20 protein-coding genes and 1 tRNA gene are annotated in these 24,281 nt (G+C 41.2%); 10 read left to right on the top strand and 11 right to left on the bottom strand.

What is annotated here, in order from left to right; all coding sequences use genetic code 11:
- The first annotated feature begins 12 nt into the window (after positions 1-12).
- Positions 13-86, top strand: a tRNA-Thr gene (locus G498_RS0111480).
- Positions 87-205: 119 nt separating this feature from the next.
- Here the strand turns inward: G498_RS0111480 and G498_RS0111475 are convergent.
- From G498_RS0111475 to htpG, 8 genes are all read right to left on the bottom strand, one after another.
- Entirely contained in the window at positions 206-928 is a 723-nt protein-coding gene (locus G498_RS0111475) for a DUF4369 domain-containing protein (protein ID WP_026981279.1), read from the bottom strand.
- A 100-nt stretch (positions 929-1,028) separates the two neighbouring features.
- Positions 1,029-2,897, bottom strand: a complete 1,869-nt coding sequence (locus G498_RS0111470; protein WP_026981278.1) for a M61 family metallopeptidase — start codon at positions 2,895-2,897, stop codon at positions 1,029-1,031.
- An 89-nt stretch (positions 2,898-2,986) separates the two neighbouring features.
- Positions 2,987-3,268, bottom strand: a complete 282-nt coding sequence (locus G498_RS0111465; protein ID WP_026981277.1) for a TIGR03643 family protein — start codon at positions 3,266-3,268, stop codon at positions 2,987-2,989.
- Between the two features lie 151 nt (positions 3,269-3,419).
- On the bottom strand, positions 3,420-4,022 hold the full coding sequence (locus G498_RS0111455; protein ID WP_035744081.1) for an alpha-ketoglutarate-dependent dioxygenase AlkB family protein: 603 nt from the start codon (positions 4,020-4,022) through the stop codon (positions 3,420-3,422).
- 61 nt (positions 4,023-4,083) lie between these two features.
- Entirely contained in the window at positions 4,084-4,836 is a 753-nt protein-coding gene (gene aqpZ, locus G498_RS0111450; protein WP_262486430.1) for an aquaporin Z, read from the bottom strand.
- 6 nt (positions 4,837-4,842) lie between these two features.
- Positions 4,843-5,736: an EamA family transporter gene (locus tag G498_RS0111445; RefSeq protein ID WP_026981274.1), complete on the bottom strand. Its 894-nt coding sequence runs from the start codon at positions 5,734-5,736 to the stop codon at positions 4,843-4,845.
- 153 nt (positions 5,737-5,889) lie between these two features.
- The gene (locus G498_RS0111440) at positions 5,890-6,729 is read right to left on the bottom strand and encodes a hypothetical protein (protein ID WP_026981273.1); all 840 of its coding nucleotides are present in this window, start codon (positions 6,727-6,729) and stop codon (positions 5,890-5,892) included.
- Between the two features lie 129 nt (positions 6,730-6,858).
- Entirely contained in the window at positions 6,859-8,742 is a 1,884-nt protein-coding gene (htpG, locus tag G498_RS0111435; RefSeq protein WP_026981272.1) for a molecular chaperone HtpG, read from the bottom strand.
- Positions 8,743-8,928: 186 nt separating this feature from the next.
- On the opposite strand from htpG, the gene G498_RS0111430 reads away from it, so the two are divergent.
- Together G498_RS0111430 and G498_RS0111425 are read left to right on the top strand one after the other, a co-directional pair.
- On the top strand, positions 8,929-9,381 hold the full coding sequence (locus tag G498_RS0111430) for a lipocalin family protein (protein WP_026981271.1): 453 nt from the start codon (positions 8,929-8,931) through the stop codon (positions 9,379-9,381).
- A gap of 10 nt (positions 9,382-9,391) precedes the next feature.
- Entirely contained in the window at positions 9,392-10,087 is a 696-nt protein-coding gene (locus tag G498_RS0111425; RefSeq protein WP_026981270.1) for an OmpA family protein, read from the top strand.
- Positions 10,088-10,152: 65 nt separating this feature from the next.
- Here G498_RS0111425 and G498_RS0111420 read toward each other — a convergent pair whose 3' ends face one another.
- Positions 10,153-10,782, bottom strand: a complete 630-nt coding sequence (locus tag G498_RS0111420; protein WP_081694233.1) for an outer membrane beta-barrel protein — start codon at positions 10,780-10,782, stop codon at positions 10,153-10,155.
- A gap of 147 nt (positions 10,783-10,929) precedes the next feature.
- Here G498_RS0111420 and G498_RS0111415 point away from each other — a divergent pair, with 147 nt between their 5' ends.
- A complete protein-coding gene (locus G498_RS0111415) occupies positions 10,930-11,871 on the top strand; it encodes an ABC transporter ATP-binding protein (protein ID WP_026981268.1) in 942 nt (313 codons plus the stop codon).
- A gap of 2 nt (positions 11,872-11,873) precedes the next feature.
- Positions 11,874-12,260: a hypothetical protein gene (locus G498_RS0111410; protein WP_026981267.1), complete on the top strand. Its 387-nt coding sequence runs from the start codon at positions 11,874-11,876 to the stop codon at positions 12,258-12,260.
- Positions 12,261-12,299: 39 nt separating this feature from the next.
- Here G498_RS0111410 and G498_RS0111405 read toward each other — a convergent pair whose 3' ends face one another.
- Positions 12,300-14,714, bottom strand: coding sequence for a prolyl oligopeptidase family serine peptidase (locus G498_RS0111405; protein ID WP_026981266.1), 2,415 nt, complete (start codon positions 14,712-14,714; stop codon positions 12,300-12,302).
- Positions 14,715-14,904: 190 nt separating this feature from the next.
- Here G498_RS0111405 and G498_RS0111395 point away from each other — a divergent pair, with 190 nt between their 5' ends.
- Together G498_RS0111395 and G498_RS0111390 are read left to right on the top strand one after the other, a co-directional pair.
- Positions 14,905-15,912 (top strand): 3-oxoacyl-ACP synthase III family protein, encoded by a 1,008-nt coding sequence (locus G498_RS0111395; protein WP_026981265.1) that lies wholly within the window; start codon positions 14,905-14,907, stop codon positions 15,910-15,912.
- 173 nt (positions 15,913-16,085) lie between these two features.
- On the top strand, positions 16,086-16,751 hold the full coding sequence (locus tag G498_RS0111390) for a sterol desaturase family protein (protein WP_026981264.1): 666 nt from the start codon (positions 16,086-16,088) through the stop codon (positions 16,749-16,751).
- A gap of 75 nt (positions 16,752-16,826) precedes the next feature.
- On the opposite strand, the gene G498_RS0111385 is transcribed toward G498_RS0111390, so the two are convergent.
- Positions 16,827-19,337 carry a TonB-dependent receptor domain-containing protein gene (locus G498_RS0111385; protein WP_026981263.1) on the bottom strand — a complete coding sequence of 837 codons (2,511 nt, stop codon included), beginning with the start codon at positions 19,335-19,337 and terminating at the stop codon, positions 16,827-16,829.
- 203 nt (positions 19,338-19,540) lie between these two features.
- On the opposite strand from G498_RS0111385, the gene argS reads away from it, so the two are divergent.
- The 3 genes from argS (at position 19,541) to G498_RS15090 (ending at position 24,281) form a co-directional block, all read left to right on the top strand.
- Positions 19,541-21,316 (top strand): arginine--tRNA ligase, encoded by a 1,776-nt coding sequence (argS, locus tag G498_RS0111380; protein WP_026981262.1) that lies wholly within the window; start codon positions 19,541-19,543, stop codon positions 21,314-21,316.
- Between the two features lie 102 nt (positions 21,317-21,418).
- Positions 21,419-22,870 carry an SGNH/GDSL hydrolase family protein gene (locus G498_RS0111375; protein ID WP_026981261.1) on the top strand — a complete coding sequence of 484 codons (1,452 nt, stop codon included), beginning with the start codon at positions 21,419-21,421 and terminating at the stop codon, positions 22,868-22,870.
- Positions 22,860-24,281 carry a GDSL-type esterase/lipase family protein gene (locus G498_RS15090; RefSeq protein ID WP_051269873.1) on the top strand — a complete coding sequence of 474 codons (1,422 nt, stop codon included), beginning with the start codon at positions 22,860-22,862 and terminating at the stop codon, positions 24,279-24,281. The genes G498_RS0111375 and G498_RS15090 overlap by 11 nt, the downstream gene beginning before the upstream one ends.

Below are 24,281 nucleotides of genomic sequence, written 5' to 3'. Positions count from 1 at the left end.
TTAAGGTTAATTGCCGGTGTAGCTCAGCTGGCTAGAGCAGCTGATTTGTAATCAGCAGGTCGTGGGTTCGAGTCCCTCCATCGGCTCTGGTAATTAACAAAAAACCATCACCTTTGGTGATGGTTTTTTTGTTTTTCAGCGTATAGTTTTTTCTGAGATTCAGAAAATAATTTTCAAAAGAAAAGCGGCATAAAAACCGCTTTGTTTATGGTTGAGGTTGTTCCAGTTTTTTTCTTTCCGAAATAAAGGTGGTTAACTGTTTTCCGTATTTTGATTTGGCTACCTCCGGAGACATCGCTTTTTGTATGGTGTCCAGATATTTGATGTTAACATCGTAAATTTCGGTAAGGGCGATATAAGGCGCTACTTCATGTTTTGCGTTGTTCACGACGAAATTGACGGCGTCCAGGTAATTACGTGTGGTTAATTTTTCGGCACGTTGGTTTAAACTGTCCAATTTCTGGGTGTTGTTGGTTTTTTTTGCCAATAAAATAAGACTCATGGTTTTGTTTTGTTCATCGGCATAACGCGTCTTGATTTTTTTATAATCGTTGTACAAATCGTTATTCTTAGAACCCGTTATTTTGGCTTTGGCATAAAACTCCTGTAAAGAAGTTTCAATGTGAATGGTGCCGGGTTCTGCGAAAAACGGCAACAGATTATCCGTCGAGCTGGAAACGCCTCGGTCGATGGACAGGTACAGCATTTCCGGTTCCGCTAAAGCGATGTTGCTCTCAAAGTTTGAATCGCCTTTAATGAGGATGCTGTCCAGAACCACTAGGCTACTGTCTGCAATGTGTTGTATGTAAAGTTTGCCTTGTTTAAGGCCGTCTACTTTTCCGGTAATGTGTAATCCGCTGTCGCTTTCTTTTTTATCACAGGCAATCAGAACAGCTGTAGCAGCGAATGCTATTATTAGTTTTTTCATGATTTTATTTTTCGAATCGCAAAGTAAAGAAAATTATTCGATAAAAAAATCTCCAATCTGAACGTTCAGATTGGAGATTCTGTGAGGAAGAAAATGCTTTTTATCCTTTCAGCCAGCGTTCTTTTAACTTGGTTTTGCTGGTGTCTACGGCATGATACCCTTCGGCATCCTGCATTGGTAAGGTTACTTTTCCTTTTAAGATTTGTTCTTTGCCGTCGCGTTTGATTTTAACGGTAATGGCGTCACCTTCTTTCCAGTCCATGCTTAACATTATCATATCGTAGATGTTGTCTAGATTGTAGTTGGTGTCGTTAATCGCCAGAATGGTGTCGTTGTTTTTGATTCCTAAGGTTTTCATAAAGCTGTTCAGCTCTACGTCCGGAAGTACCAAAATTTCTTTCGTGGACGGGTTAACGGTAATATAAGGGGTCGATTCGTCTTTTAAGAACGGATTTCCCGGTTTTTTAACGGTGGTTTCTTTAACGCCCATTTTAGCGAAGAACTGGTCGTAAGGAATTGGTGTTTCGCCTGCTACATAAGTCTTCAGGAATTCGCCAACAGCCGGATAGGTTAACGAAGTGATTTTGCCAAACAATTCTTCATCGTTAAATGGTTTGTTTGCACCATATTCATTCGACAGTGCCTGCATTAAGTCTAAGATTCCTTTTTCACCATTGCTGCTCTCGCGCATCTGAATGTCGATACACATCGCAATCAGCGCTCCTTTCAGGTATACGTTGTAATACGAATCTTTGTATTTTGCGTCTAAAATGTCTTTACTCATTTTGGTAAACGGCATTTTCTCGTCGAATCGTTTCGATTGTTGGATTTTATCCGCCATACGGTCGTAAAACTCCTCTTCGGTAATTAATCCCTGATTTACCTGGAAAAGGTTGGCGAAATATTCTGTAACACCTTCGTACATCCACAGGTGCTGGGACATTTTAGGGTTGTTGAAATCGAAATAATGGATTTCTTTAGAATGCACCGTTAGCGGGGTAACAATGTGGAAAAATTCATGCGAAACCACGTCTTTTAATTGCTCTAATAAGGCCGCTTTCGGCATCATTTCCGGCATTACGACCGTGGTGGAAGTGGTGTGCTCTAAAGCCCCGAATCCTTTTGCGTCTTTTTCTTTCATGTCGGACAAATACAAAAGAACGCTGTATTTTTTGGTGGCATTAATCGGACCTAAGAATTTTTTCTGAGCTCTCATCATGGTTTCCATGGCCGGAGCAATATCCGCTGCTTTATAAGTGCCGTTTGGAGAATAGAGGCTGATTAAGATATCCATGTCGTCTACCTTAAACGTAACGTAGTCCGGTTTGGAGTACATGATCGGATGGTCTACTAATTCTGCATATCTTGAGGTATGAAAGGTATCGCTTTCATTGCTGTTGTCTGTGTCAATCATTGAAGTAGCACCCCATAAATCGGCTGGGTGTGCGATGTTAACTTTGTATGGCAGCTCGGATTTCCCTTCAAAATAGCCAACAAAACCATGGGTGTTAATCATGAAGTTTTTCCCTGCAATAATGTTGGTTCCCGCTGGTGAAAAAACGTCTTTTCCGCCAATGCCGCCCGTTGTTTCCACGTCGAAACTGTCGTTAACCCAATAGGTTACTTTGGCTAAAGCTTTTGCGTTGGAGATTTTCCAGGTGTTTTCGCCTTCTTTAACAACGGTAAGTTCTTTTCCTTTAGCATCGTAAGCTTTTACATTTTCAATAAAACGTCCGTAGTTGTCGGCCGAATAAGTGCCCGGAACAGTTTTGGGAATATTGAAGGTTGTGGTTTCGGTGGTAATCTTTGGTGCTGTAACAGTAACCATTACTTTGTCGTCGGTTACATTTTTTAAATCGATGGCTACTTCAACTTCATTTTTTACCGAAGAAGTCGTGCTTGCGGTACTTTGGGATTTGCAGCTTAAAAATACCGCAGCCAAAGCAATGGTGTAAACTATTTTTTTCATCGTTTGTGTTTTTTTGAATTATAAGTAAGGAATTCTCTTAAAATGTTACATATTGAAATAAAAAATCCCGATTTTTTTCGGGATTTTGCTTAATCAAACTTATTTTTAAAATAGTATTTGCTGTCTAAATCGTCATCCTCAAAATCGTTGAATTTTTGAGGTTTTGGTTTCGGTTTGCTCGCGGTAACCTTTTTCTTCCACAGTTCGAAATTGTCTTTGGAAAGTCTTTTTCGCATGAGTTCCGTTACGTCGTTTTCCGTAATTCCGAATTCTTCTTTTAATACTTCAAAAGGTTTTTTTTCCTCCTGAGCCATAGTGATAACGCGATCTAAAGTCTCGTTATCCATTTCTGAAATTTTGCGTTTTTTCATCAGATGAAAAATTAATTCAAATAAATGGTTTTAGTTATGCTTAATTGTTTACTCAATATTACTAAAAAAATGAATTTAGAAATCGAGCCCCTTTATTTTTTTGAAATTTTCAAAAATCAGACCAAAATGAATTTCGACGTTGCATTTTGTGTTACAAAAGTCTTCGAAACGTAAGATTAATTCGTGGATTTACGGGTTTTACTGTTTTGGGTATCTGATGCTTCCAATAGTGCTGAGTGGTGCCTTTCATTAAAAGTAAGCTGCCGTTTTTCAATACGATTTGTTGTTTGAGGTCTTTCCGCTCATTGTGTTTTAACTGAAAAACCCGTTCGCCGCCAAAACTCACCGAAGCAATTACCGGATTTTTCCCCAGTTCTTTTTCATTATCCGCATGCCAACCGTTACTGTCTTTGCCGTCCCGATACAGATTCAGCAAGACAGAGGTGAAACTTTCCTGCGTTATGGTTTCAACCTTGTGTTTAATCTCCATCAATAGTTTGTTCCACGAATGTGGCTGCATCGTAATATTCGAATATGAATAAGGTTTTCCCTCGTTTCCGAACAAAGCAGTAAGTCTCGGCTGTAAATATTTTTTACCAAAAACAGTAATGTTGTCCTGCTGCCACGGAATTTCGGCATACAACTGATTGAAGATCAGATTCGCTTCTTCCTCCGCAAAGAAATCCGGGTAATATTCCAGTTCGGCATCGGGTAAATCGAAAACAATTTTAGTATTTGGGAAAAGCAGATTCATGTTTAAAGGTACAAAAAAAGCGATGAAGATTTCACCGCTTGTTTCGTTGCATTGTTCGAGATTATTCGGTTTCGCTTTGTTGCAGGAGATTTTTGTAAATGAATCCTGCTGCAACAGCGCCTAATATCGGGGCCACCCAAAACAGCCAAAGCTGCATCAGTGGTTCACCTTGGGTAAATAATGCCTGTGAGGTGGAACGCGCCGGATTTACTGAAGTATTCGTAATGGGAATGCTAACCAAATGGATTAACGTTAAGCCTAAACCGATGGCAACACCGGCAAATTTGCCGTTCGCCAGTTTGTCTGTAGCACCCAAAATGATTAGCAGGAAGAATAAAGTTAGTACAAATTCTGCAAGAAATGCCGACATCATCGAATAGCCGTCAGGTGAAAAGGCGCCGTATCCGTTGGAGGCAAAGGCGCCGGCTTTAGTATTGTCGATGGCAAATCCGGGTTTTCCGGAAAGGATTACAAATAATGATCCAGCAGCGGCAATCGCTCCCAGACATTGTGCCAAAATGTAGGAAACCAAATCTTTGGCTTCGAAACGACCGCCTGCCCATAAACCAAAGGAAACAGCCGGGTTAAAGTGTCCGCCCGAAATGTGACCGACAGCATAAGCCATTGTTAATACGGTAAGTCCGAAGGCAAGCGATACGCCTGCAAATCCGATTCCGAGTTCCGGTATTCCGGCGGCAAACAAAGCGCTTCCGCAACCTCCGAACACCAGCCAGTACGTTCCAAAAAATTCTGCAAATAATTTTTTCATAAAATCTGAGTTTTGGTTATTCTCAAATTTAGTGAAAAAACGCACAAGTTGTTATTTTTTTCTGTAATTGACGTTCATGATGACAATGGCCAGAATGATCAGTATGATCCCTATCCATTGCGTGAAAACCACTGTTTCGTCTAAAATAATAAAGGCCATCATTACCGAAACGGGTAATTCCAAAGAGGAAACAATACTGCCCAATCCGATTCCGGTGTGCGGAAATCCTGCATTCATCAGCATCGGCGGAATGATGGTTCCGAAAAGTGCCAATACGATTCCCCATTTTAAGAAAATACCAAAATTAAAAGGTGTGGTTTGGGTGGCAACCGAAAAGCCGAAAACAATAATGGCACCGCCAAGCAACATATACAACGACCGTTGAGCGGATGAAATGCCCACCGCAATTCGGTTTGCCGTAAACATAGTGGTTGTGAAAGAAGAAGCTGCCAAAAGCCCCCACATGATGCCGCGCCAGTCTAATTGAATGTCACTTTTTATCAGGTTGGTTGCTAAGGCGGTTCCGATAAGAACTATGATTACAGATATTATTTTTTGTAAGGAAGGTGCTTTTTTATCCAGCATCCATTCTAGCAGCACGCCCATCCATACGGTTTGCATCAGTAAAACAATACCAATGGAAACCGGGATGTATTTTACCGCCAGATAATAGAAAACACTGGTCATTCCTAAGGAAGTTCCGGCCAGCATGAGGTGGAAAATGTTTTTGCCTGAAGCTTTAACGACTGCATTACCTTTCTTAGTTTTCTGAAAAGCATTGATTAGCAGAATTCCAAAAATCCCTAAAACAAACTGTGAGGTGGTTACTTCTGCTGTCGTGTAGTTTTCTTTGTATGCCAGTTTAACAAATGTGGCCAGCATACCGTAACTGGTTGCACCTAAACCTACTAAAAAAACTCCTTTCAATACTCTGTTTCCAAACATATCTTCAATTTTAAAAAGCCGGCAAAGATAGTTTTTTTGTTTTAGTCTGGCAATTAGGAGAAAAACTTGTTGCAAACTAAACGTGAATGTTTTGCAAATAAAAAACTCCCAACCAAACGCTCAGGAGTTTCTTATGTTTTTTAAATTGTAAAATTAAAGATTAACCGGATAGACAGTTCCGTTTGAATGCGTATATGTGGCCTGATTGTCGCAAGTGTTGTCGCCGTAATCCAGAATTCCGTCGAGATATGTACCTTCTAAATCCAATTGTCCTTGTGAAATATAGTTACAGGCGTATTTTTTAATAAGGGTTTCCACTACCGTTACAGTTAAGGATGTTCCGTTCGGACGGTTTACAGTATGCGTACCGGACAGAATGTGGTATACATTATCGTCTAAAGTAAGCGTGCCGACACCTTCCGTTTGTTTTACGGTTCTGGTACCGTGATGGGTGAAAACTTCTCCCTGTAAATTAGTGATTTGCCCGTTAGTTATCGTTCGGGTCCATTGTGGTGTGTCCGGATTGGTGGTTTCGTTTTCGTAGGTTACGGTTCCTTCGACATGTCTTCCGTTTACGTAGTAATTGGAGCGTTCAATCGTCATAACGCTTCCGGTGTTCATCAGATAATCAGACAGTGTAATGGTTAAAATACCGGAACGATGAATCCCATTGTTGATGCAACCGTTTCCAAAGTTAATCGTGAAAACTTTAGGGAAAACGCCTGGTGTTATATTGTTAACGGTAACGGTGGCACAAGCGGTTAATGCAGCGGTATGGCTGCTGTTTTTACCGGAATAACTCCCGTTGTCGCTGGCCACTTCCATTCCGGAATTAAAATCGGCCTCGTTGACAAAATCGATTTCCGCGGAAGCCATCATCATTTTTTGATCTACATCACTACTGCCTTTTACATCTTCTTCTTTAGAACAGGAAACAAGGGATACGGTAAGGGCAAACAATCCGCTTAATAGTTGAAATCTTAGATTCTTCATAATTTTCAGGTTTAAGGTTGTGATATTAGACGTAAAATAGTTAAAAAGGTTTAAACGAAAACTTAAAATTGTATTAAAACAAAAAAACCTGTAAGAGGCTTACAGGTTTTAAACGGTGGTTGAATCGGTTTATTTTATAAGTTCGAAACTTCTTTTCACAAAAGCGGTTAAATCTTCGCCTTTTAAAAGACCCTGCGATAATTTAGCCAGATCAAGCGCCTGTTTTACCAGATTCTCCTGAACGGTTTTGTCTTTCTCACTTAAAATAGCCGAAGCTAAATCGGAGTTGGTGTTTACCACCAGATTATACATTTCCGGGAAATTGCTCATGCCGAACATGCCGCCTCCGGTCTGACTCATTTCTTTCATACGACGCATAAATTCCGGCTGCGTAATGATAAACGGTGCTGTTTTGCTGTCCATCGCTTCCAGTTGTACCGTATAAGTTGTTTTCGGAACTAATTCTTCCAAAACGGTTTTTAGGTTTTCTTTCTCTTCGTCGGACAGTTTGGAAAGCTGGCTGTCTTCTTTCTTAATAAGATTGTCGATGTGATCGGAATCTACACGGGTAAACGTAAGATTTTCATTGTCGGCTTCCAGTTTCTGAATCAAATGCGACACGATTGGTGAATCCAACAATAATACTTCATAACCTTTTTCTTTGGCCAAATCGATGTAACTGTGTTGCGCATCTTCATTGGACGCGTAAAGCACCACCAGTTTTCCGTCTTTATCGGTTTGTTGGTCTTTTATGGCTCCTTTAAGTTCGTCCAGCGTGTAATATTTCTTGTCTACGGTCGGATACAGTACAAAGGCACCTGCTTTTTCGTAGAACTTCGGCTCCGACAGCATTCCGTATTCCAGTACGATTTTGATATCGTTCCATTTCTGTTCGAAATCTTCGCGGTTTTCGGTAAACAGCGATTTCAGCTTATCGGCTACTTTTCTGGTGATGTAGTTCGAGATTTTCTTCACGGCACCATCCGCCTGTAAATAGGAGCGGGAAACGTTCAGCGGAATGTCCGGCGAATCGATTACCCCTTTCAGCATGGTTAAAAATTCCGGTACAATTCCTTCCACATTATCGGTTACAAAAACCTGATTTTGGTACAATTGGATTTTGTCTTTCTGAATTTGCAGATCGGCAGACATTTTCGGGAAGTACAAAATACCGGTCAGGTTAAACGGATAATCCACGTTCAGATGGATGTTGAACAACGGTTCGTCAAACTGCATCGGATACAATTCGCGGTAGAAATTTCTGTAATCGTCATCGGTTAAATCTGCCGGTTGTTTCGTCCAGGCCGGATTCGGATTGTTGATGATGTTGTCTACTTCTTTGTATTCTGTTTTATAGTCGTCGCCGGCATCTTCCGGTTTTGGCAACGCTTCTTTACGCGTTCCGAATTTAATCGGTACCGGCATGAATTTATTGTATTTTACCAACAGTTCGCGAATTCTGCGCTCCTCCAAAAACTCTAAAGAATCCTCGGCGATGTGCAGGATGATTTCGGTTCCTCTTTCCGATTTGTCATGCGGTTCTAAGGTAAATTCCGGGCTGCCGTCGCAAGTCCAGTGCGCAGCCGGTTCGTCTTTGTAGGATTTGGTGATGATTTCCACTTTCTCCGCCACCATGAAAGCCGAGTAAAACCCTAACCCAAAATGTCCGATAACGCCCGAATCCTTTGCGCTGTCTTTGTATTTTTCCAAAAACTCTTCTGCCCCGGAAAAGGCAATCTGGTTGATGTATTTTTCCACTTCTTCCGCGGTCATTCCCAAGCCTTGGTCTGTAATGTGAAGTTTTTTTCCTTCTTTATCGATTTTTACTTCGATAATCGGATTGCCGTACTCCACTTTTGCTTCCCCAATGCTGGTTAAGTGTTTTAGTTTGATGGTTGCATCGGTAGCGTTTGAGACCAGTTCGCGCAAAAAAATCTCATGATCGCTGTATAAGAATTTCTTGATTAACGGGAAGATGTTTTCTACTGAAACGTTAATTTTTCCTGTTGTCATATTGAATAAAATTTAAGTAAATGTTATGCAGCTCTTTAGGCAAATAAAATACCAAATCCTGAAGCAGTGACAAAATGACATAAGTGTTAAAAAATAACAAATTGCCGCTTTAAGACGGAATTATTTGTAAATTTAGTACGGTTTTAATTACTAAAACCATTGTTTAATATACCTAATTTTCTGAGTATGAGAAAGATATTTATTGTAAGCTTGTTACTGGCCTTAGTGACGTCCTGTAAACCAACCATCGATACCAAGTCTCAGGTTGGCCTGAAAGGAAATTGGAAAATCACGAATGTTTCCTATCCCGGAGCGGAATACTTTAAAGCGACTTCTTTTCAGATTGCCGATTCGAAATGCTTTATCGGAAGCACTTGGTCTTTTGTTTCCAACAACAACAAAGGGACAATGGCGTTAACCCAATGCACCGATTTTCAGAGCGATATCGTTTGGTCGATTACCCCTGAAAAAGAATTTACTTTAAAATTTATCGGGGAAGACGCCAAAGCCAGAAAGGTAACTCAGGGCTATCGAATGCGGGTTGCCAATCAGTCGGCCAATTCTTTTCAGCTGATAGATAAAATTAATGTGGGCGGCAATACGGCAGACATCGTGTACCAATTTGAAAGAACAAACTAAAATTTACGATATGAAAAAGTTAAGTATTTATACTCTGGCCGTTGCCATTACTGCCAGCTCGATGATTACAGGATGTAATTCCGTTAAGAATGCCAATAATACACAAAAAGGAGCCGTGATTGGTGCCGTTGGTGGCGCTGTCATTGGCGGAGTTTTGGGGAATAATTTAGGAAAAGGCGGAAAAGGTGCTTTGGGTGCTGTACTGGGAGGTGTGATTGGCGGTACAGCCGGAGCAATCATCGGTCGCAGCATGGACAAACAAGCCCGTGAAATCAAGGAAGCTTTGCCTGGAGTAGAAGTAGAACGCGTTGGAGAAGGAATCAAACTGGTTTTGGGTGAGAATTCCGTGAATTTTGATTTTAACAAATCGACTTTAACGGCTACAGCGAAACAGAACTTGGATAAATTGGTACCGGTTTTCAAACAATATCCGGATACAGACATTCAGATTTACGGTTATACCGACAGTAAAGGTTCTGATGAGTATAATTTAAGTCTTTCCGAACAAAGAGCGTCTGCGGTAAAAAGCTATTTAGCCAGCAAAGGATTGGTTAGCTCGCGTTTCAAAATTGTAGGAATGGGAGAAGCCGATCCGATTGCCACTAATGACACCGACGAAGGAAGAGGAAAAAACCGTCGTGTGGAATTTGCCATCACCGCCAACGATAAAATGGTGGAAGATGCTAAAAAAGAAGCAGGTCAGTAATTTTCAGATTACCAAAACAAAAAAGTCCCTGAGCAATCAGGGACTTTTTTTATTGAAATTATATTTTACGGTTCGCCGAAAGTATAAGAAAGGCCAACTGTAAAATTATAAATAAACGTTGATGTGCCGTTTGGCGACCCTTTAAATTCAGGACTGGTGTAGGTGTAATTCCCGTCAAACCAATAGTGTTGTGACAAGTGGATAATTCCGGTGGCATCCAAACCAACAGCAAGATTATCCGTTAGTGAAAACTGTGGGTTCATCCCAAAGATGATATGTCCGATTTCGTCTGTACCTCCGGCAGGAATGGTTACGGATTTCTGCATGGAATACCCGGCACCGGCATGTGCAAGAAGGTTAAAAGTTCTGCTGTAGAAATAACTTCTGCTGTCGATAAGATTGGTTAGGTTGGTAACCGCCTGAAACGAAATTCGGGAAGCGTCAATTCCTTTTTCTACCGGACTTTTCTCTGTTCGGAATTTGTCCTGCCCATAATCCAGTTTTAGCCCCCAGGTATCATCAAACATATAGCGAAAACCGAAATCGAAATGCGAAAAATCGCTCAGCCCCGGATCTTTCACACCTGAAATTCCATAATTTGCATCGATGGAAAAACCACCGTAAGGGCGCTGCGCAAACGCCATCGACGTACACAGCAACAGTAAAAATATTACTCTTTTAACTGAAAAAATCATGCAAGTAGTAGGTTAAAATTTTTTGCAATGTTAGTTATTATCTTTCAAATAATTAGAATAAGTTTTTAAAAAATAATACTTCTTAAAGTTAATTTTTGTGTGAAATGGTATTTTAAGGATGTAACTTTGCTGCTACAAATTTCAGTCATGCTTCAGGTAAATGCAATTTCTTTCGGGTATTCCGATAAAAAGAATATTAACGGTATCGGTTTTACAGTTGAAAAAGGAAAAAATGTAGCCATAATCGGGGAAAGCGGCTGCGGAAAAAGCACGCTGTTAAAACTGATTTACGGACTGCACGATGTAGATGAAGGCCGGATTTTCTGGAACGATACCCAGGTAACCGGACCGAAATACAATCTGGTTCCGGGCATGCCGTTCATGAAATACCTTGCACAGGATTTCGATTTGATGCCTTACATCACCGTTGCGGAAAATGTCGGCAAATACCTGTCTAACTTTTACCCTGAGGAAAAACAGGAACGCATACAGGAATTACTCGAAATTGTGGAAATGACCGAATATGCCGATGTGAAAGCCCAATATTTAAGCGGCGGACAACAACAGCGTGTGGCACTGGCCAGAGTTTTGGCTTTGGAGCCCGAAGTTTTGTTGTTGGACGAACCGTTTAGTCATATTGATAATTTCCGGAAAAACGCACTGCGCCGCAATCTCTTTGCTTATCTGAAAGCTAAAGGTATTACGGTTTTAATTGCCACCCACGACAGCGTAGATGCACTTTCTTTTGCAGACGAAACCATAGTGCTGAAAGACGGTCTCCTTATCGATAAAGGGAATTCTTCGGAAATTTACCGGAATCCGAAATCGAAATACAGTGCTTCACTTTTTGGGGAAGTTAATGAAATAAAACTGTCGCAGTTGGTGGAGAATGAGGAAGATACCTTGTTGTTTTTATATCCGCATCAACTGAGAGTAGTCGAAAATGGCTTTATGAAAGTGGTGGTGAAACAGTCCTATTTTAAAGGAAGTCATTACCTCATTAAAGCAGCTTTAGGCGGCAAAGCGATTTTTTTTGAACACGATTCGGAACTGGAACATAATTCACAAGTAACATTAATGTTGCGTTAACGATGCCGAAAGAAGATTATTTAGCAAAGCAAATCAGTCAGTTGGGCTTTTTTCTGAAAAAGGTTTTGGAAAAACTGATGAAACAAAAAAGCGATTCCGGCCTTTCGTCTTCCGTTTCGGAAATCAATCTGAAACTTCAGGAAGAATTAGGTTTCGACTTAAATTCCGTTGAAAACCTGTCCGAAACTGAAATGATTGCTTTTTTAGACAGTCAGCCACTTTTGAATCCCGAGAATCTGGAAACTTTAGCGGATATTCTTTCCGTATTGGATAAAGCTGATTTTACTAAAAAAGCGTTGCTTCTTTACAATCACATCAATGTTAAAACAGCAACCTTTTCTTTTGAACGAAATGCAAAAATTGAAAGATTAAAACAAAAACCAGGATAAATAAAACCCCGAATTTTAATTCGGGGTTTTATTTTAAAATTAATTCTTTAAATATTTTTCCAGGAACTGATCCTGTTCCCAAAGCAAGTGGAAGATGTTTTCTTTTGCAGCATATCCGTGGGATTCTTTAGGTAAAAGTACCATTCTTACGGGTGCTCCCAAACCTTTTAAAGCCTGGAAATAGCGCTCGGTTTGCAAAGTAAACGTTCCCGGATTGTTGTCCGCTTCACCGTGTACCAATAACAAAGGAGTTTTCATTTTTTCAGCCGACATGAAAGGAGACATTTCGTTGTAAACGTTTTGCGCTTCCCAGTAATTGCGCTGCTCGCTCTGGAATCCGAATGGGGTTAGCGTTCTGTTGTAAGCACCGCTTCGGGCAATTCCGCAGGCGAATAAATTAGAGTGTGTTAATAAGTTAGCGGTCATGAAAGCGCCATACGAGTGTCCGCCAACAGCCACTTTTTTACGGTTGATGTACCCTAAATTGTCCACGGCATTGATAGCCGCTTCCGCATTGTCTACCAATTGCGTAATGAAAGTATCGTTCGGTTCCGTTTTGCCTTCGCCGATAATCGGGAAAGCCGCGTCATCCAAAACTGCATAGCCTTTGGTTACCCAATAGACGAAGGAACCGTAGTTCGGAAACGTAAATTCGTTCGGGTTCTGGTTGGATTGTCCGGCAGAATTTTTGTCTTTGTATTCGGTCGGATAGGCCCAAATCAGTAACGGCAGTTTTTCTTTTTTCGCTTTTCGGTCGTAGTTGGCCGGTAAATAAAGCGTTCCGGATAATTCTACACCGTCTTTGCGTTTGTATTTGATTACTTCTTTGTACACGTTTTTGATGCTTTCAAACGGGTTTTTAAAAGCGGTAATCGGTGTGATTTTGTCTTTCGTTTTGATGTTGCGGAAGTAATAATTCGGGAATTCCGTTGGCGACTGAATCTGAACCAGAACTTCTCCTTTTTTGAAATCTTCAATTGATAAAATCGCTTCTTTTTTGTTTTTGAAAGCGGATTGGTACAAGCGTTTCGTTTTCAAGGTTTTGGTGTTGAATTCGTCGATAAACGGAAACTGACCGTTTTTGGTAAAACCGTCTCCGATTAAGAAGGCATTGTCACCTTCCAGCGCCAGTATCTGACGGCCGTACTCGTTCTTCTTCGTCTCAAAATTACCCGGATCGGAATAGATGTCTTGAGAATTTCGGTCGGAAATTACTTTTGGAGCCTGACCGGGATTGGAAGGATTGAACAAATACGTTTTTGTGTTTCGCGTGTCGTACCAATTGTCGTAAACGATTGCAAGGTTGTCGTTACCCCAAGTAATGCCAGCATAGCGTTGCGGTGTTTTTACCAAAGACGTTGGCGCTGCGGAAAAAGGCGCTTTCCACAAGAAAACTTCATCACGGAATTCTACTTTATTGGCCGGATCACCGCCGTCTAAAGCTTCTGCAAACGATAAAGTGGCCGGCGCATCGTTTCTCCAATTCATGCTTCTTTTGCCTTTGCGGACGGCCATAAAACCTTTCGGCATGATTTCGTTCAGCGGCACTTCGTTCACCACTTTAATTTCGGTTCCGGTTTTATCGTAAACCACCGTTTTTTGCGGAAAACGGCTTAACGGAACAATGTAAGAATACGGCCTCTGAATCGTGGCTACCATCAAATAGTTACCGTCTGGGGAAAACGATTCACCGGCGTATAAATCGGCTTTTTTGAACAATTCGGCTTTTCCGTTTAAATCGATTTTGTACAATTCGGAAGTTACCAGTGTTTCAAAGTTCGTTTCGTCGGTTTTGTTTTTCAGCAAATCCTGATAGGTCCTGTTCTGGGATGCTTTGCCTTCGCTGGTGGAGGTTGTCGGGCCGGTCGGGATGTCTTTTTTACTGTCGATTAGTGCCGGTCGGTTGGCTACGAGTGTTTTTGCCAAGATGCTTTGTCCGTCGCGGAACCAGCTAATCGGGTTTCCTAAATTAGCATTCAGATTATCGGAAGTCAATTTTGTTGCTTTCGCGGATGCAATATCCAAAACCCACAATTCCACTCCTTTGTTCGTGGTATTGGTAAAAGCGATTTTCTTTTCGTCTGGCGACCACGAAAGGTTGGAAATTCTAGGATTGGCCGGCAACCCCTGTACCTGAATTTCGTTTTTGTCTTTGATGCGTCGTACTTTCAGGTTGTTGATGTAAGTTACCGTACTGGAAATGTTCGTAACCGGATTGATACGCAAACCGGCCAGACGCATTTCTTCCTGATTCAAGTCGTCTAAGGTTTTATACGTATTGCGATACGACAGAAGCATCCATTCTTTTTTGGTGTCCATGGTAACCGACGGAGCTCTTTCGTATTCGGCTAAAGCTAAAATTTCTTTGGAAGGTTTCTGATACGTCAGGTTTTCCTGCGCCAAAAGGGCAGAACCGGCAAGCAGTAAAAGCCAAAAACAGTTTTTTAGTTTCATATAGCAATATTTGGTTTTTGAATAATTGGTCTAAAAATACGCTTATCGTGTTACATCAGTTTCGTAAATTTTGTTAAATTCAGGTTTTTCAACAGAAGTTTTTTAATGTAATCGAAAAAATATGCCGTTTTTTTAAGAAACTTTAATAATGCGTAAATTTGTAGCCCAATTTTTAACAAACAGATAAAAAATGTATCATTCAAAGATTTCAGGATTAGGGTATTACGTTCCCGAAAATGTAGTAACCAACGACGATTTGTCAAAAATAATGGATACCAATGACGAGTGGATTCAGGAACGTACCGGTATTCAGGAAAGAAGGCATATAATTCGAGGAGAAGATACGACAACTTCCATGGGTGTGAAAGCGGCGAAAATTGCCATCGAACGTTCCGGAGTTGCCAAAGAAGATATTGATTTTGTGATTTTTGCAACCTTGAGTCCGGATTATTATTTTCCTGGACCTGGAGTTTTAGTACAACGCGATTTAGGGTTAAGAACCGTTGGCGCGCTGGATGTCCGCAATCAGTGTTCCGGTTTCGTGTATGCGATTTCGGTTGCCGATCAGTTCATCAAAACCGGAATGTATAAAAATATTTTGGTAATCGGTTCCGAAGTGCATTCCACCGGTTTGGATATGACCACAAGAGGTCGTGGCGTTTCTGTAATCTTTGGAGATGGAGCAGGAGCAGCGATTTTGAGCCGATCAGATGACGCAGGGAAAGGTATTTTATCCACACATTTGCATTCCGAAGGACAACACGCTGAAGAATTAGCCTTAGTCGCTCCAGGAATGGGCAAACGCTGGGTTACCGATATTATCAAAGACAACGATCCGAACGACGAAAGTTACTACCCGTACATGAACGGGCAATTTGTGTTTAAAAATGCGGTGGTTCGTTTCAGCGAGGTGATTATGGAAGGTTTGCAGGCGAACAATTTACAGGTTTCCGATATCAACATGCTGATTCCGCATCAGGCGAATTTGAGAATATCGCAATTCATTCAGCAGAAATTCAAATTAGAAGATTCACAGGTGCACAACAATATTCAGAAATACGGAAATACAACCGCAGCGTCCATTCCGATTGCCTTAACCGAAGCGTGGGAACAAGGCAAAATCAAGGAAGGCGACTTGGTGGTGTTGGCTGCTTTCGGCTCCGGATTTACCTGGGGAAGCGTTATTATTCGCTGGTAGTTTTTAGAAATAGTATTGAAGGCAGATTTGGGAATCTTATCTCGAATCTGCTTTTTTTGTATTTTTTCTCGATTATCTGTATGTTAAATCCTATGTAATCGTTTTTTACTTTGTAACTATTTTTTTAAATTTAGGTCATTGTTTCTGTTACTAACCTTTATAATTAGCAGATTATGGCACGAAAAGTAGTTTACAACGAAGGTCAGGCAAGGTTATTTGAAAACAAGTATCTGGAAATGCTTACCAAGGGAAATCCAATCGTAATCTGGAGCATGTATATCCCAATCCTGAGTTATCTGGTTTATCGGTCGCTGACGGTATACCAGATTCCGGCATTGACCACTTTTTTACTTTTTTTCAGCGGAATCCTCTACTGGACCTTTTTCGAATATTTGGCGCACCGCTATATTTTTCATTGGGTAAGCGAAAACGTTAAAATCCAGAAAGTGGCGTACATCATGCACGGCAATCATCACGAATATCCGAGAGATCGCGACCGTTTGTTTATGCCGCCGGTGCCAAGCCTTATTTTGTCGAGTACGCTTTTCGGACTGCATTACCTGCTTTTAGGGAATTATAACTGGGCTTTTTTTCCGGGTTTTATGTTTGGGTATTTGTTATATGCTTCCATGCATTATGCAATCCATGCCTTTGAGCCGCCGTTTGCGTTTATGAAGCCTTTATGGCGCAACCATCAGATGCACCATTACCGTAACGAGCATTTGGGTTTCGGAGTAAGCAATACCTTTTGGGATAAAGTTTTCGGCACCACGTTTGATTTGCGGAAACACAAAGAAGATCCGGATAAAGCGAAGGAACTGAAATTCAATAAGGAATAAAAATAAAAAACCTCGGAGCTTTTAAACTTCGAGGTTTTTTGGTTAAATATAAAATCGAAAAATAAAAAGATGTTTTTAGAACATTCCGCCACCGCCTTGGGTTTCGTTGGCATCACGTTGTTTGCGTTGTAAAGCTCTGTTTTTGCCACCACCGAAGTTGTAATTCAAGCCAACGTAGAACGTTTGGCTTTCCCAGTAAAAGGCTCCGTATTGTCTGTAAGGAATGTTGCCGTCGAAGGCAAAACGCATGTTTTTAAATACGTCGTTATAACGTGCGGTGATGGTTCCTTTTCCTTTTAAGATGTTGTAAGTGGCTCCAAGGTCCATTTTATACATTTCTTTTCTCTCGAACTGTAAGCTCAAATCACGGCCGCGGTACATTCCGAACAATTGGAAACGCAGGTTTTTGGTTGCGGTAAAGGTATTGTTTAAGCGGGTGTTAAACGATGTTACATCTACAGAAGCATTTTCAAGTTCTCCTGATGCCACATTCTGAACGGCACCTCTTACGGTTTTAAAATAAGCATCTGCACTGGCATTTACAGCCCACCATTTTGTGAATTTAAGGTTAGCCGATGTTTCCACACCATAAGCATTGTTGTTATCGAAGTTGTCAAAAGAAAGAATTTTTCTGTTGTTTGAAGCGTCATTAGGGTCGTTATAAACCACTCTTGAAATTTCATCGCTGATGCTTCTGTAGAATACGCCGGAAGTAATAGAACCTAATTTGGTAACGCGTGTATAATTAACTTCGAAAGAATTCGTGAATTGCGGAACCAATGCAGGATTTCCTCGGGATTCCATAAGCGGAGTAGTCCATTCACGGATAGGACTGATTTGGCCGATGCTTGGTCGGTCTACACGTCTTGAATAGTTAAAGTTGAAAGAGTTTTTCTCATTAATTGTATACGTTACAAACGCAGACGGATATACGGTGAAAATATTATCGGTTACTTTATCTTTAAGGTTTTCTACAGTAGTTGTAGGCGTTTCATCCGATTTGAATTTAGTTTCATTTCGGGCAAAATCACCGGAAATATCATAGTACTCTACACGCAAACCAATTTGAGAACTCCATTTACTGCTCCACTCTGTTCCGAAGTTAGCGTATACGGCACTAATATTTCGATCGAACTTAAAGTTGTAATCAGAATCGGAACCATAATCATAAGGATCGGCAAATTGTGTTCCGGATTCAGTAGCTAGGAATTTATTTTTTGTAGATTGAATTCTGGTTTCCGCACCCAATTCCAATTTTGTTTTTTCAGTAAGTGGATTCGTAAAGTCTAGGTTAACCTGAGTGTAATTTGTAAGTCCGTTAACCACATTTCGGGAAACTGATTCTTTGTACAAATCGCCGTCAGACTCGCGATCTTCATTGTTGTAACCGGTATCTTCCGAATTTTTGGTTTTGGAATAGTTTACCTGAAATTCCAATGTTTTTCCTTTCTTTTCGAAATCGTGTTTGTAAACCACATCGTATGTTTGGTTTTTGTTTTCGTTTTCGTTGCGGTAGGTCTGTAAATGATCGTTGTTTGGCAATCCGAAATAATCAATTGCGGTTTTTCCGAAGCCATCGGAATGTGTGGTATTCTGGTTGGTATAAGCAGACAAAGTATTGCGTTCGTTAATGTAATAATCTACACCAAATTTTACCAGATGTGAGTTGTTAAGGTTGCGGAATTCGAAGTTTTGAAGGTTGTCAAGTCCTGGATTGGAACTGTTTACAAAACCGTGATTTGCGTTAATTCCGTGGTTAAAACCGTAATTGGTGTAAAAATTCACCTTTCCCACTTTGTAATTAAGATTCAAAGCCGAGTTGGTTTTTGGCGTTATTCCAAAAGTTACTCCGGTATTGATAGAACCGTTAAATCCGTTATTGCTGTTTTTGTGTAAAATGATGTTGATGATACCGCTCATCCCTTCCGGATTGTACTTGGCAGATGGATTGGTGATTAACTCAATCTGTTTGATGGAAGATGACGGAATCTGCTGCAACAATTGAGCAGGATCTACATTCGAAGGTTTTCCGTCAATCAAAACGCGAACATTTGAATTTCCTCTTAAGCTTAATTCTTTCGTTTGCGGATCGATACTTACTGTTGGAACGTTGTTTAAGATTTCGGACGCCGTGGTTCCGGATGCCACTAAATCTTTCCCGACATTTACCACTTTTCGGTCTATTTTTTGTACAATGTTGGAACGCTCGGCTACAACTTCCACACCTTCCAGTTGTGTAGCTTCTGCTTCAATGGCGATGGCACCAACATTTACAGATTTATCTCCGGCACTCAAAGTAACCGCTTTGGAAAATGTTTTATAGCCGATAAACTGAACTTCTAAAGTATAAGCTTTCAGTTCAAGATTTTTGATTTCGAAGTTACCGTTTTCCTGCGAAATGGCTCCTGTAATCACTTTTTCCCCCTCTTTAATCGACACGGATGCGTAGCCAACAGGTTCTTTGGTTGCTTTGTCGATAATTTTTCCCGATACGCTGCCCGGGTTACCCGAGACGTTCATTTGTCCTTGCGCCATTACATTACCGATGCATGTTAAAAGGCAGACAACTAAGAATTTAAGTTTCATTGTTTAAAAATATTTGATTTGATTGATGTTGTTTGTTCAGGTATTTCAATGGAAGTATGACTTAAAATGCTTGGGGTTGTTACAAATTTTGCTGCTTTTTTGAGAAATTTAAAATCATTATAAATAGCGATGCTTTTTTGAGATTAAAAGTATTGTTGCAATTCAGTTAATTAGTATCTTTGCACGCTTAAAAAATCAAGATTATGACGCTTCAACAAATTCTTACGGAAAAAATCCAGAAAGCAGTTCAGGATTTATTTGATGTTACACTCGATAAAGTGGAATTTCAGGCTACCCGCAGGGAGTTTGAAGGCGACATAACCGTGGTGATTTTTCCGCTTTTGAAACTGATAAAAAGCAACCCGGTGGAATTGGGAAATAAAATCGGAGACTATTTGGTGCAAAATGTAGCGGAAGTGGAACGTTTCAACGTGGTTTCCGGTTTTCTGAACCTCGTGATTTCGGATGCTTACTATCTGAATTTCTTCAACGGTATCAAATCCACCGAAAACTTCGGCTTTGTAATGCCAAAAGAAGGAGACAAAGCGGTTATGGTGGAATATTCTTCCCCAAATACCAACAAACCGCTGCATTTAGGACATGTTAGAAATAACTTATTGGGCTATTCCGTGGCGGAAATTTTAAAAGCCTCCGGTAAAAAAGTATACAAAACCCAGATTATCAACGACCGCGGCATTCATATCTGTAAGTCGATGTTGGCGTGGCAGAAATTCGGAAACGGAGAAACGCCGGCCACTTCCGGATTGAAAGGCGATAAGCTGGTCGGAAAATATTATGTGGAGTTTGACAAAGCCTATAAAGCTCAAATCAACGAATTAATCGCTCAGGGCAAATCGGAAGACGAAGCGAAAAAGCAGGCTCCGGTTATGCTGGAAGCTCAGGAAATGCTGCGTCAGTGGGAAGCCGGAAACGAAGAGGTAGTCGCGCTTTGGAAAACCATGAACCAATGGGTGTACGACGGTTTCAGCGAAACCTATAAAAACCTTGGTGTGGATTTTGATTCCTACTATTACGAAAGCAACACCTATTTGTTAGGAAAAGAAGTGGTGCAGTTCGGGTTGGAAAAAGGCATTTTCGAAAAAGATCCGGACGGTTCGGTTTGGATTGATTTGACCGCCGAAGGTTTAGACAGAAAAATCGTGTTGCGTTCGGACGGTACGGCAGTTTACATGACACAGGATATCGGAACGGCAATTCAGCGTGTAAAAGACAATCCGGATGTGGGCGGAATGGTGTACACCGTTGGAAACGAACAGGATTACCATTTCAAAGTCTTGTTCTTAATTCTGAAAAAATTAGGCTTTGACTGGGCGGAAAGCCTGTACCATTTATCATACGGAATGGTGGAATTGCCGTCCGGAAAAATGAAATCCCGTGAAGGAACTGTAGTGGATGCCGACGATTTGATGGAAGAAATGACTGCCACCGCACAATCCATTTCCGAAGAATTAGGCAAATTGGACGGTTATACCGATGCGGAAAAAGCCGAGTTGTACAAAGTAATCGGTTTAGGGGCGTTAAAATATTTCATGCTGAAAGTCGATCCGAAGAAAAACATGATGTTCAACCCGGAAGAATCCGTCGATTTTGCCGGAAACACCGGGCCGTTCATTCAGTACACTTACGCGAGAATCCAGTCGATTTTACGCAAAACGGATTTCGATTTAAGCAAAGATGTAACCATCGACCTGCACGAAAAAGAAAAAGAATTGCTGAAACAGGTGGAATTGTTCCCAAGCGTGATTCAGGATGCGGCCAAAAACCACAGCCCGGCCTTGATTGCCAATTACACCTACGATTTGGTGAAAGAATACAACTCGTTCTACCAGTCCGTTTCGATTTTGGGCGAAGAAGACGAGAACAAGAAAATCTTCCGCGTACAATTGTCGAAAAAAGTGGGCGAGGTGATTAAATCTGCGTTCGGTTTGTTGGGAATTGCCGTGCCGGAGCGAATGTAGAAAATAAAGTTACAAGGGAAAAGGGAAAAGGAAAAAGGTATTGATGCTTCTTCGGTTTCGACTTATTACTTATCCCTTTTTACTTATCCCTAAAAAAATAAAATGAACCAAAACAAATCATACTTCCTGCAATCCTTCGCCATTTTTGCCCTTTCCATAGTGGCATTTCTGGTCTTTAAATCGTTTTTGCCGAAGAAAATTTTCGCTGAAACCACTGCCAATTCCAAGAATGTCGTGATTGACAGTTTGCTTTTGGAAGCGGTGGAAGAAGACAGTACTGCCGAAGAAGGCGATACGTTGTCCAATCAGCCGATTAGTTTTACGGCGGTTGACGGGATTACTTTTCCGGATGAAACCTTCAGCGATTACAAAGGATTTCAGCATTTGGTACAGTTTTACGAGAAGCTGTATCAGTTGGAGACCACGCAACAAGGAAATGTCCGTATTGCGTATTTTGGCGATTCCATGACCGATGGCGATATGATTGTACAGGATTTCCGAACCAATTTTCAGAACCAGTTTGGCGGACAAGGTGTTGGTTTTGTGAATATTACTTCGGAATCGGCGGCTTCACGAAATTCCATCAAACATGAATTTTCGGGCAACTGGAAAACCCAGTCGTATCTGAACGTAAAAAATCCGAGAAGTCCTTTCGGGGTAAACGGTCATGTGTTTTTCGCTAACGATACGGCGCATGTGGAATGGGTAAAATACCAAGCAAGTAAGCTGAAAAACCTGTCCGAATTATATAATCCGACACTTTTCTACGGAAAATCGGCTAACAAATCCGGGAAAATCGCTTTAAAAGTCGGGAACGATACGATTTGTAAAAAACTGACACCTAACAAATTAGTCAATACGCTGGTTATTGGCAATACCACCAAAAATTTAAAAGTCGATTTCGTTAAAGCAGATTCCATTCCGATTTACGGTTTCAATTTCGACGACGGAAAAGGCGTTCACGTGGATAATTTCTCCAACCGCGGAAACTCCGGTTTGCCGATTTCAACCTTCAATACCGAAGTGATGCGTCAGTTTCAGGAGAAATTAGGTTACGATCTGATTGTGCTGCATTACGGAACCAACGTTTTGAATTACGGTTCGCTGAATTACACTTGGTACGAAAAACGCATGAAAAACGTTGTGAACCACTTAAAAGAGTGTTTTCCTGGCGTTGCGATTCTCGTTATTTCCACTGCCGATAAAGCCACCAAATACGATTTGGAAATGAAAACGGATTCCGCTGTGGTTCCGCTAACTTTGGCTCAGAAAAAATACGCCGTACAAGCCGAAGCGGCTTACGTGAACCTGTACACGCTGATGGGCGGAGACGGTTCGATGGTAAAATGGGTGGAAGAAGTTCCGGCCGCGGCCAATAAAGACTATACACATTTCAATTACCGGGGCGCCAAACGCATTTCCTCGATGATTTACAACCAGATTTACAGCGGTTACGAACAGTTTAAAAAATTGCGGGCGAATCGGAAAGTGGTAAAAGCTGCGGTAAAGAAAGATTCAACTACCGTTAAAAAAGACAGCATTCATGTGGACTAAATTTTTCAGGGCATTTTTAGGAATGCTGTTTTCAGGAACCCTTTCGGCTCAGGTAATTGATTCCACGGCATCGGAAGTCGATACGCTGGGTATGGAAGAAAAAGTGAGCTACGGGGAAAATGCCGTTTCCAACACTAAAGCGCTCGAGAACTTCTTTGAAAAATTATACCTGCTGGAAACCCAGAAATCGGGGAAAGTAAGAATTGTTCATATCGGAGATTCCCACATTCAGGCGGATTTGTTTACCGGTGTCATCCGCAAAAACCTTCAGGAGAAATTCGGGAACGGCGGTTTGGGCTTTTCCTTTCCGCACAATCTGGCAAGAACCAACGGGAATTACTTCATCAAATACAGTTCCAACCAATCCTGGAACAACCATCGGTTAACCAAAGAGAAAAACGGCAGTCCCATCGGTTTGAGCGGTATTTCCTTAACGACGAAAGCCAGGGATTTTGCCGTGGAAATCAACGTAAGAGACAATGCCTATCAGTTCAATACGCTGAAAATCGTTACACCGGACAATCAGAACATGTTTGAGGTGGCGACGGCGAAGAAGACGATTACTTTAGAATCGGATGTGCCGAAAAGCATTGTACATAAAATTAAAAACGGTGAAGCGCTTTCCATCATCGCCGATAAATACAATATTTCCGTAGCCGAATTAAAACGTTATAACGGACTGAAATCGAATAACATACGCGCAGGAAAAACCCTAAAAATCCCGACGAACGAAATGCAGAAACGCAGTGTGAAACGTTCGGAATTTATACCACTTTCATTAACGGAAGAAAGCCATTCGCATTCCTTCTACTCGGAAACGCCGATGGACAAAATTTACCTGATCCCGAATAAATCAGCTTCTGATTTTGCCCTAAACGGATTGGTTTTCGAGAAAAACGAACCCGGCATTACGTACAGTGCCATCGGGGTAAACGGTGCCAAAGCTTCCGATTACAACAAATATCCGTTGTTTTTTGAGCAAACGCCGGCCTTACAAGCCGATTTGATTGTGATTTCCCTGGGAACCAACGAAACCTTCGACAAAATGCCGGTTCAGGATTATATGAACCAACTCAATACGTTTATCGCCAATATCAAGGCTAAAAATCCGAATGCGGAGGTTTTGGTGATGTCCACGCCACCATCGTTGTTGTACCGTCGTTCGCTGAATCATTTTGCGGATGCTTATGCGCGGGAAATCAATGCGCAAGCAAGTGTCGCGAATCATGCATCCTGGGACTTGTTTGCCATTATGGGCGGCATGTACGGCGTGAACCGCAATTACCGCCAGGGATTGATGTCCGGCGATAAAGTACATTACACCAAATCCGGTTATGAAAAGCAGGGGGAATTGTTCAGCCAGGCTTTGCTAAACGCCTACGAAAATTTTAAAGTAACGAAGAAGAATTAA

The organism is Flavobacterium suncheonense GH29-5 = DSM 17707, assembly GCF_000430025.1.
GTDB classification, from domain to species: domain Bacteria; phylum Bacteroidota; class Bacteroidia; order Flavobacteriales; family Flavobacteriaceae; genus Flavobacterium; species Flavobacterium suncheonense.
The sequence above is the reverse complement of the archived record's forward strand: the minus strand, read 5'-3'. Positions and strand labels throughout refer to the sequence as shown.

Excerpts from the sequence above, each read along its gene's own strand:
- G498_RS0111455 (WP_035744081.1), bottom strand. The coding sequence starts at position 4,022 with ATGAATCTGCTTTTCCCAAATACTAAAATTGTTTTCGATTTACCCGAT.
- G498_RS0111385 (WP_026981263.1), bottom strand. The coding sequence starts at position 19,337 with ATGAAACTTAAATTCTTAGTTGTCTGCCTTTTAACATGCATCGGTAAT.
- G498_RS0111410 (WP_026981267.1), top strand. The coding sequence starts at position 11,874 with ATGCCGAAAGAAGATTATTTAGCAAAGCAAATCAGTCAGTTGGGCTTT.
- argS (WP_026981262.1), top strand. The coding sequence starts at position 19,541 with ATGACGCTTCAACAAATTCTTACGGAAAAAATCCAGAAAGCAGTTCAG.
- G498_RS0111395 (WP_026981265.1), top strand. The coding sequence starts at position 14,905 with ATGTATCATTCAAAGATTTCAGGATTAGGGTATTACGTTCCCGAAAAT.
- G498_RS0111475 (WP_026981279.1), bottom strand. The coding sequence starts at position 928 with ATGAAAAAACTAATAATAGCATTCGCTGCTACAGCTGTTCTGATTGCC.
- G498_RS15090 (WP_051269873.1), top strand. The coding sequence starts at position 22,860 with ATGTGGACTAAATTTTTCAGGGCATTTTTAGGAATGCTGTTTTCAGGA.
- G498_RS0111470 (WP_026981278.1), bottom strand. The coding sequence starts at position 2,897 with ATGAAAAAAATAGTTTACACCATTGCTTTGGCTGCGGTATTTTTAAGC.
- G498_RS0111375 (WP_026981261.1), top strand. The coding sequence starts at position 21,419 with ATGAACCAAAACAAATCATACTTCCTGCAATCCTTCGCCATTTTTGCC.
- G498_RS0111440 (WP_026981273.1), bottom strand. The coding sequence starts at position 6,729 with ATGAAGAATCTAAGATTTCAACTATTAAGCGGATTGTTTGCCCTTACC.
- G498_RS0111420 (WP_081694233.1), bottom strand. The coding sequence starts at position 10,782 with ATGATTTTTTCAGTTAAAAGAGTAATATTTTTACTGTTGCTGTGTACG.
- G498_RS0111430 (WP_026981271.1), top strand. The coding sequence starts at position 8,929 with ATGAGAAAGATATTTATTGTAAGCTTGTTACTGGCCTTAGTGACGTCC.
- G498_RS0111465 (WP_026981277.1), bottom strand. The coding sequence starts at position 3,268 with ATGAAAAAACGCAAAATTTCAGAAATGGATAACGAGACTTTAGATCGC.
- G498_RS0111445 (WP_026981274.1), bottom strand. The coding sequence starts at position 5,736 with ATGTTTGGAAACAGAGTATTGAAAGGAGTTTTTTTAGTAGGTTTAGGT.
- htpG (WP_026981272.1), bottom strand. The coding sequence starts at position 8,742 with ATGACAACAGGAAAAATTAACGTTTCAGTAGAAAACATCTTCCCGTTA.
- G498_RS0111405 (WP_026981266.1), bottom strand. The coding sequence starts at position 14,714 with ATGAAACTAAAAAACTGTTTTTGGCTTTTACTGCTTGCCGGTTCTGCC.
- G498_RS0111415 (WP_026981268.1), top strand. The coding sequence starts at position 10,930 with ATGCTTCAGGTAAATGCAATTTCTTTCGGGTATTCCGATAAAAAGAAT.
- G498_RS0111425 (WP_026981270.1), top strand. The coding sequence starts at position 9,392 with ATGAAAAAGTTAAGTATTTATACTCTGGCCGTTGCCATTACTGCCAGC.
- G498_RS0111390 (WP_026981264.1), top strand. The coding sequence starts at position 16,086 with ATGGCACGAAAAGTAGTTTACAACGAAGGTCAGGCAAGGTTATTTGAA.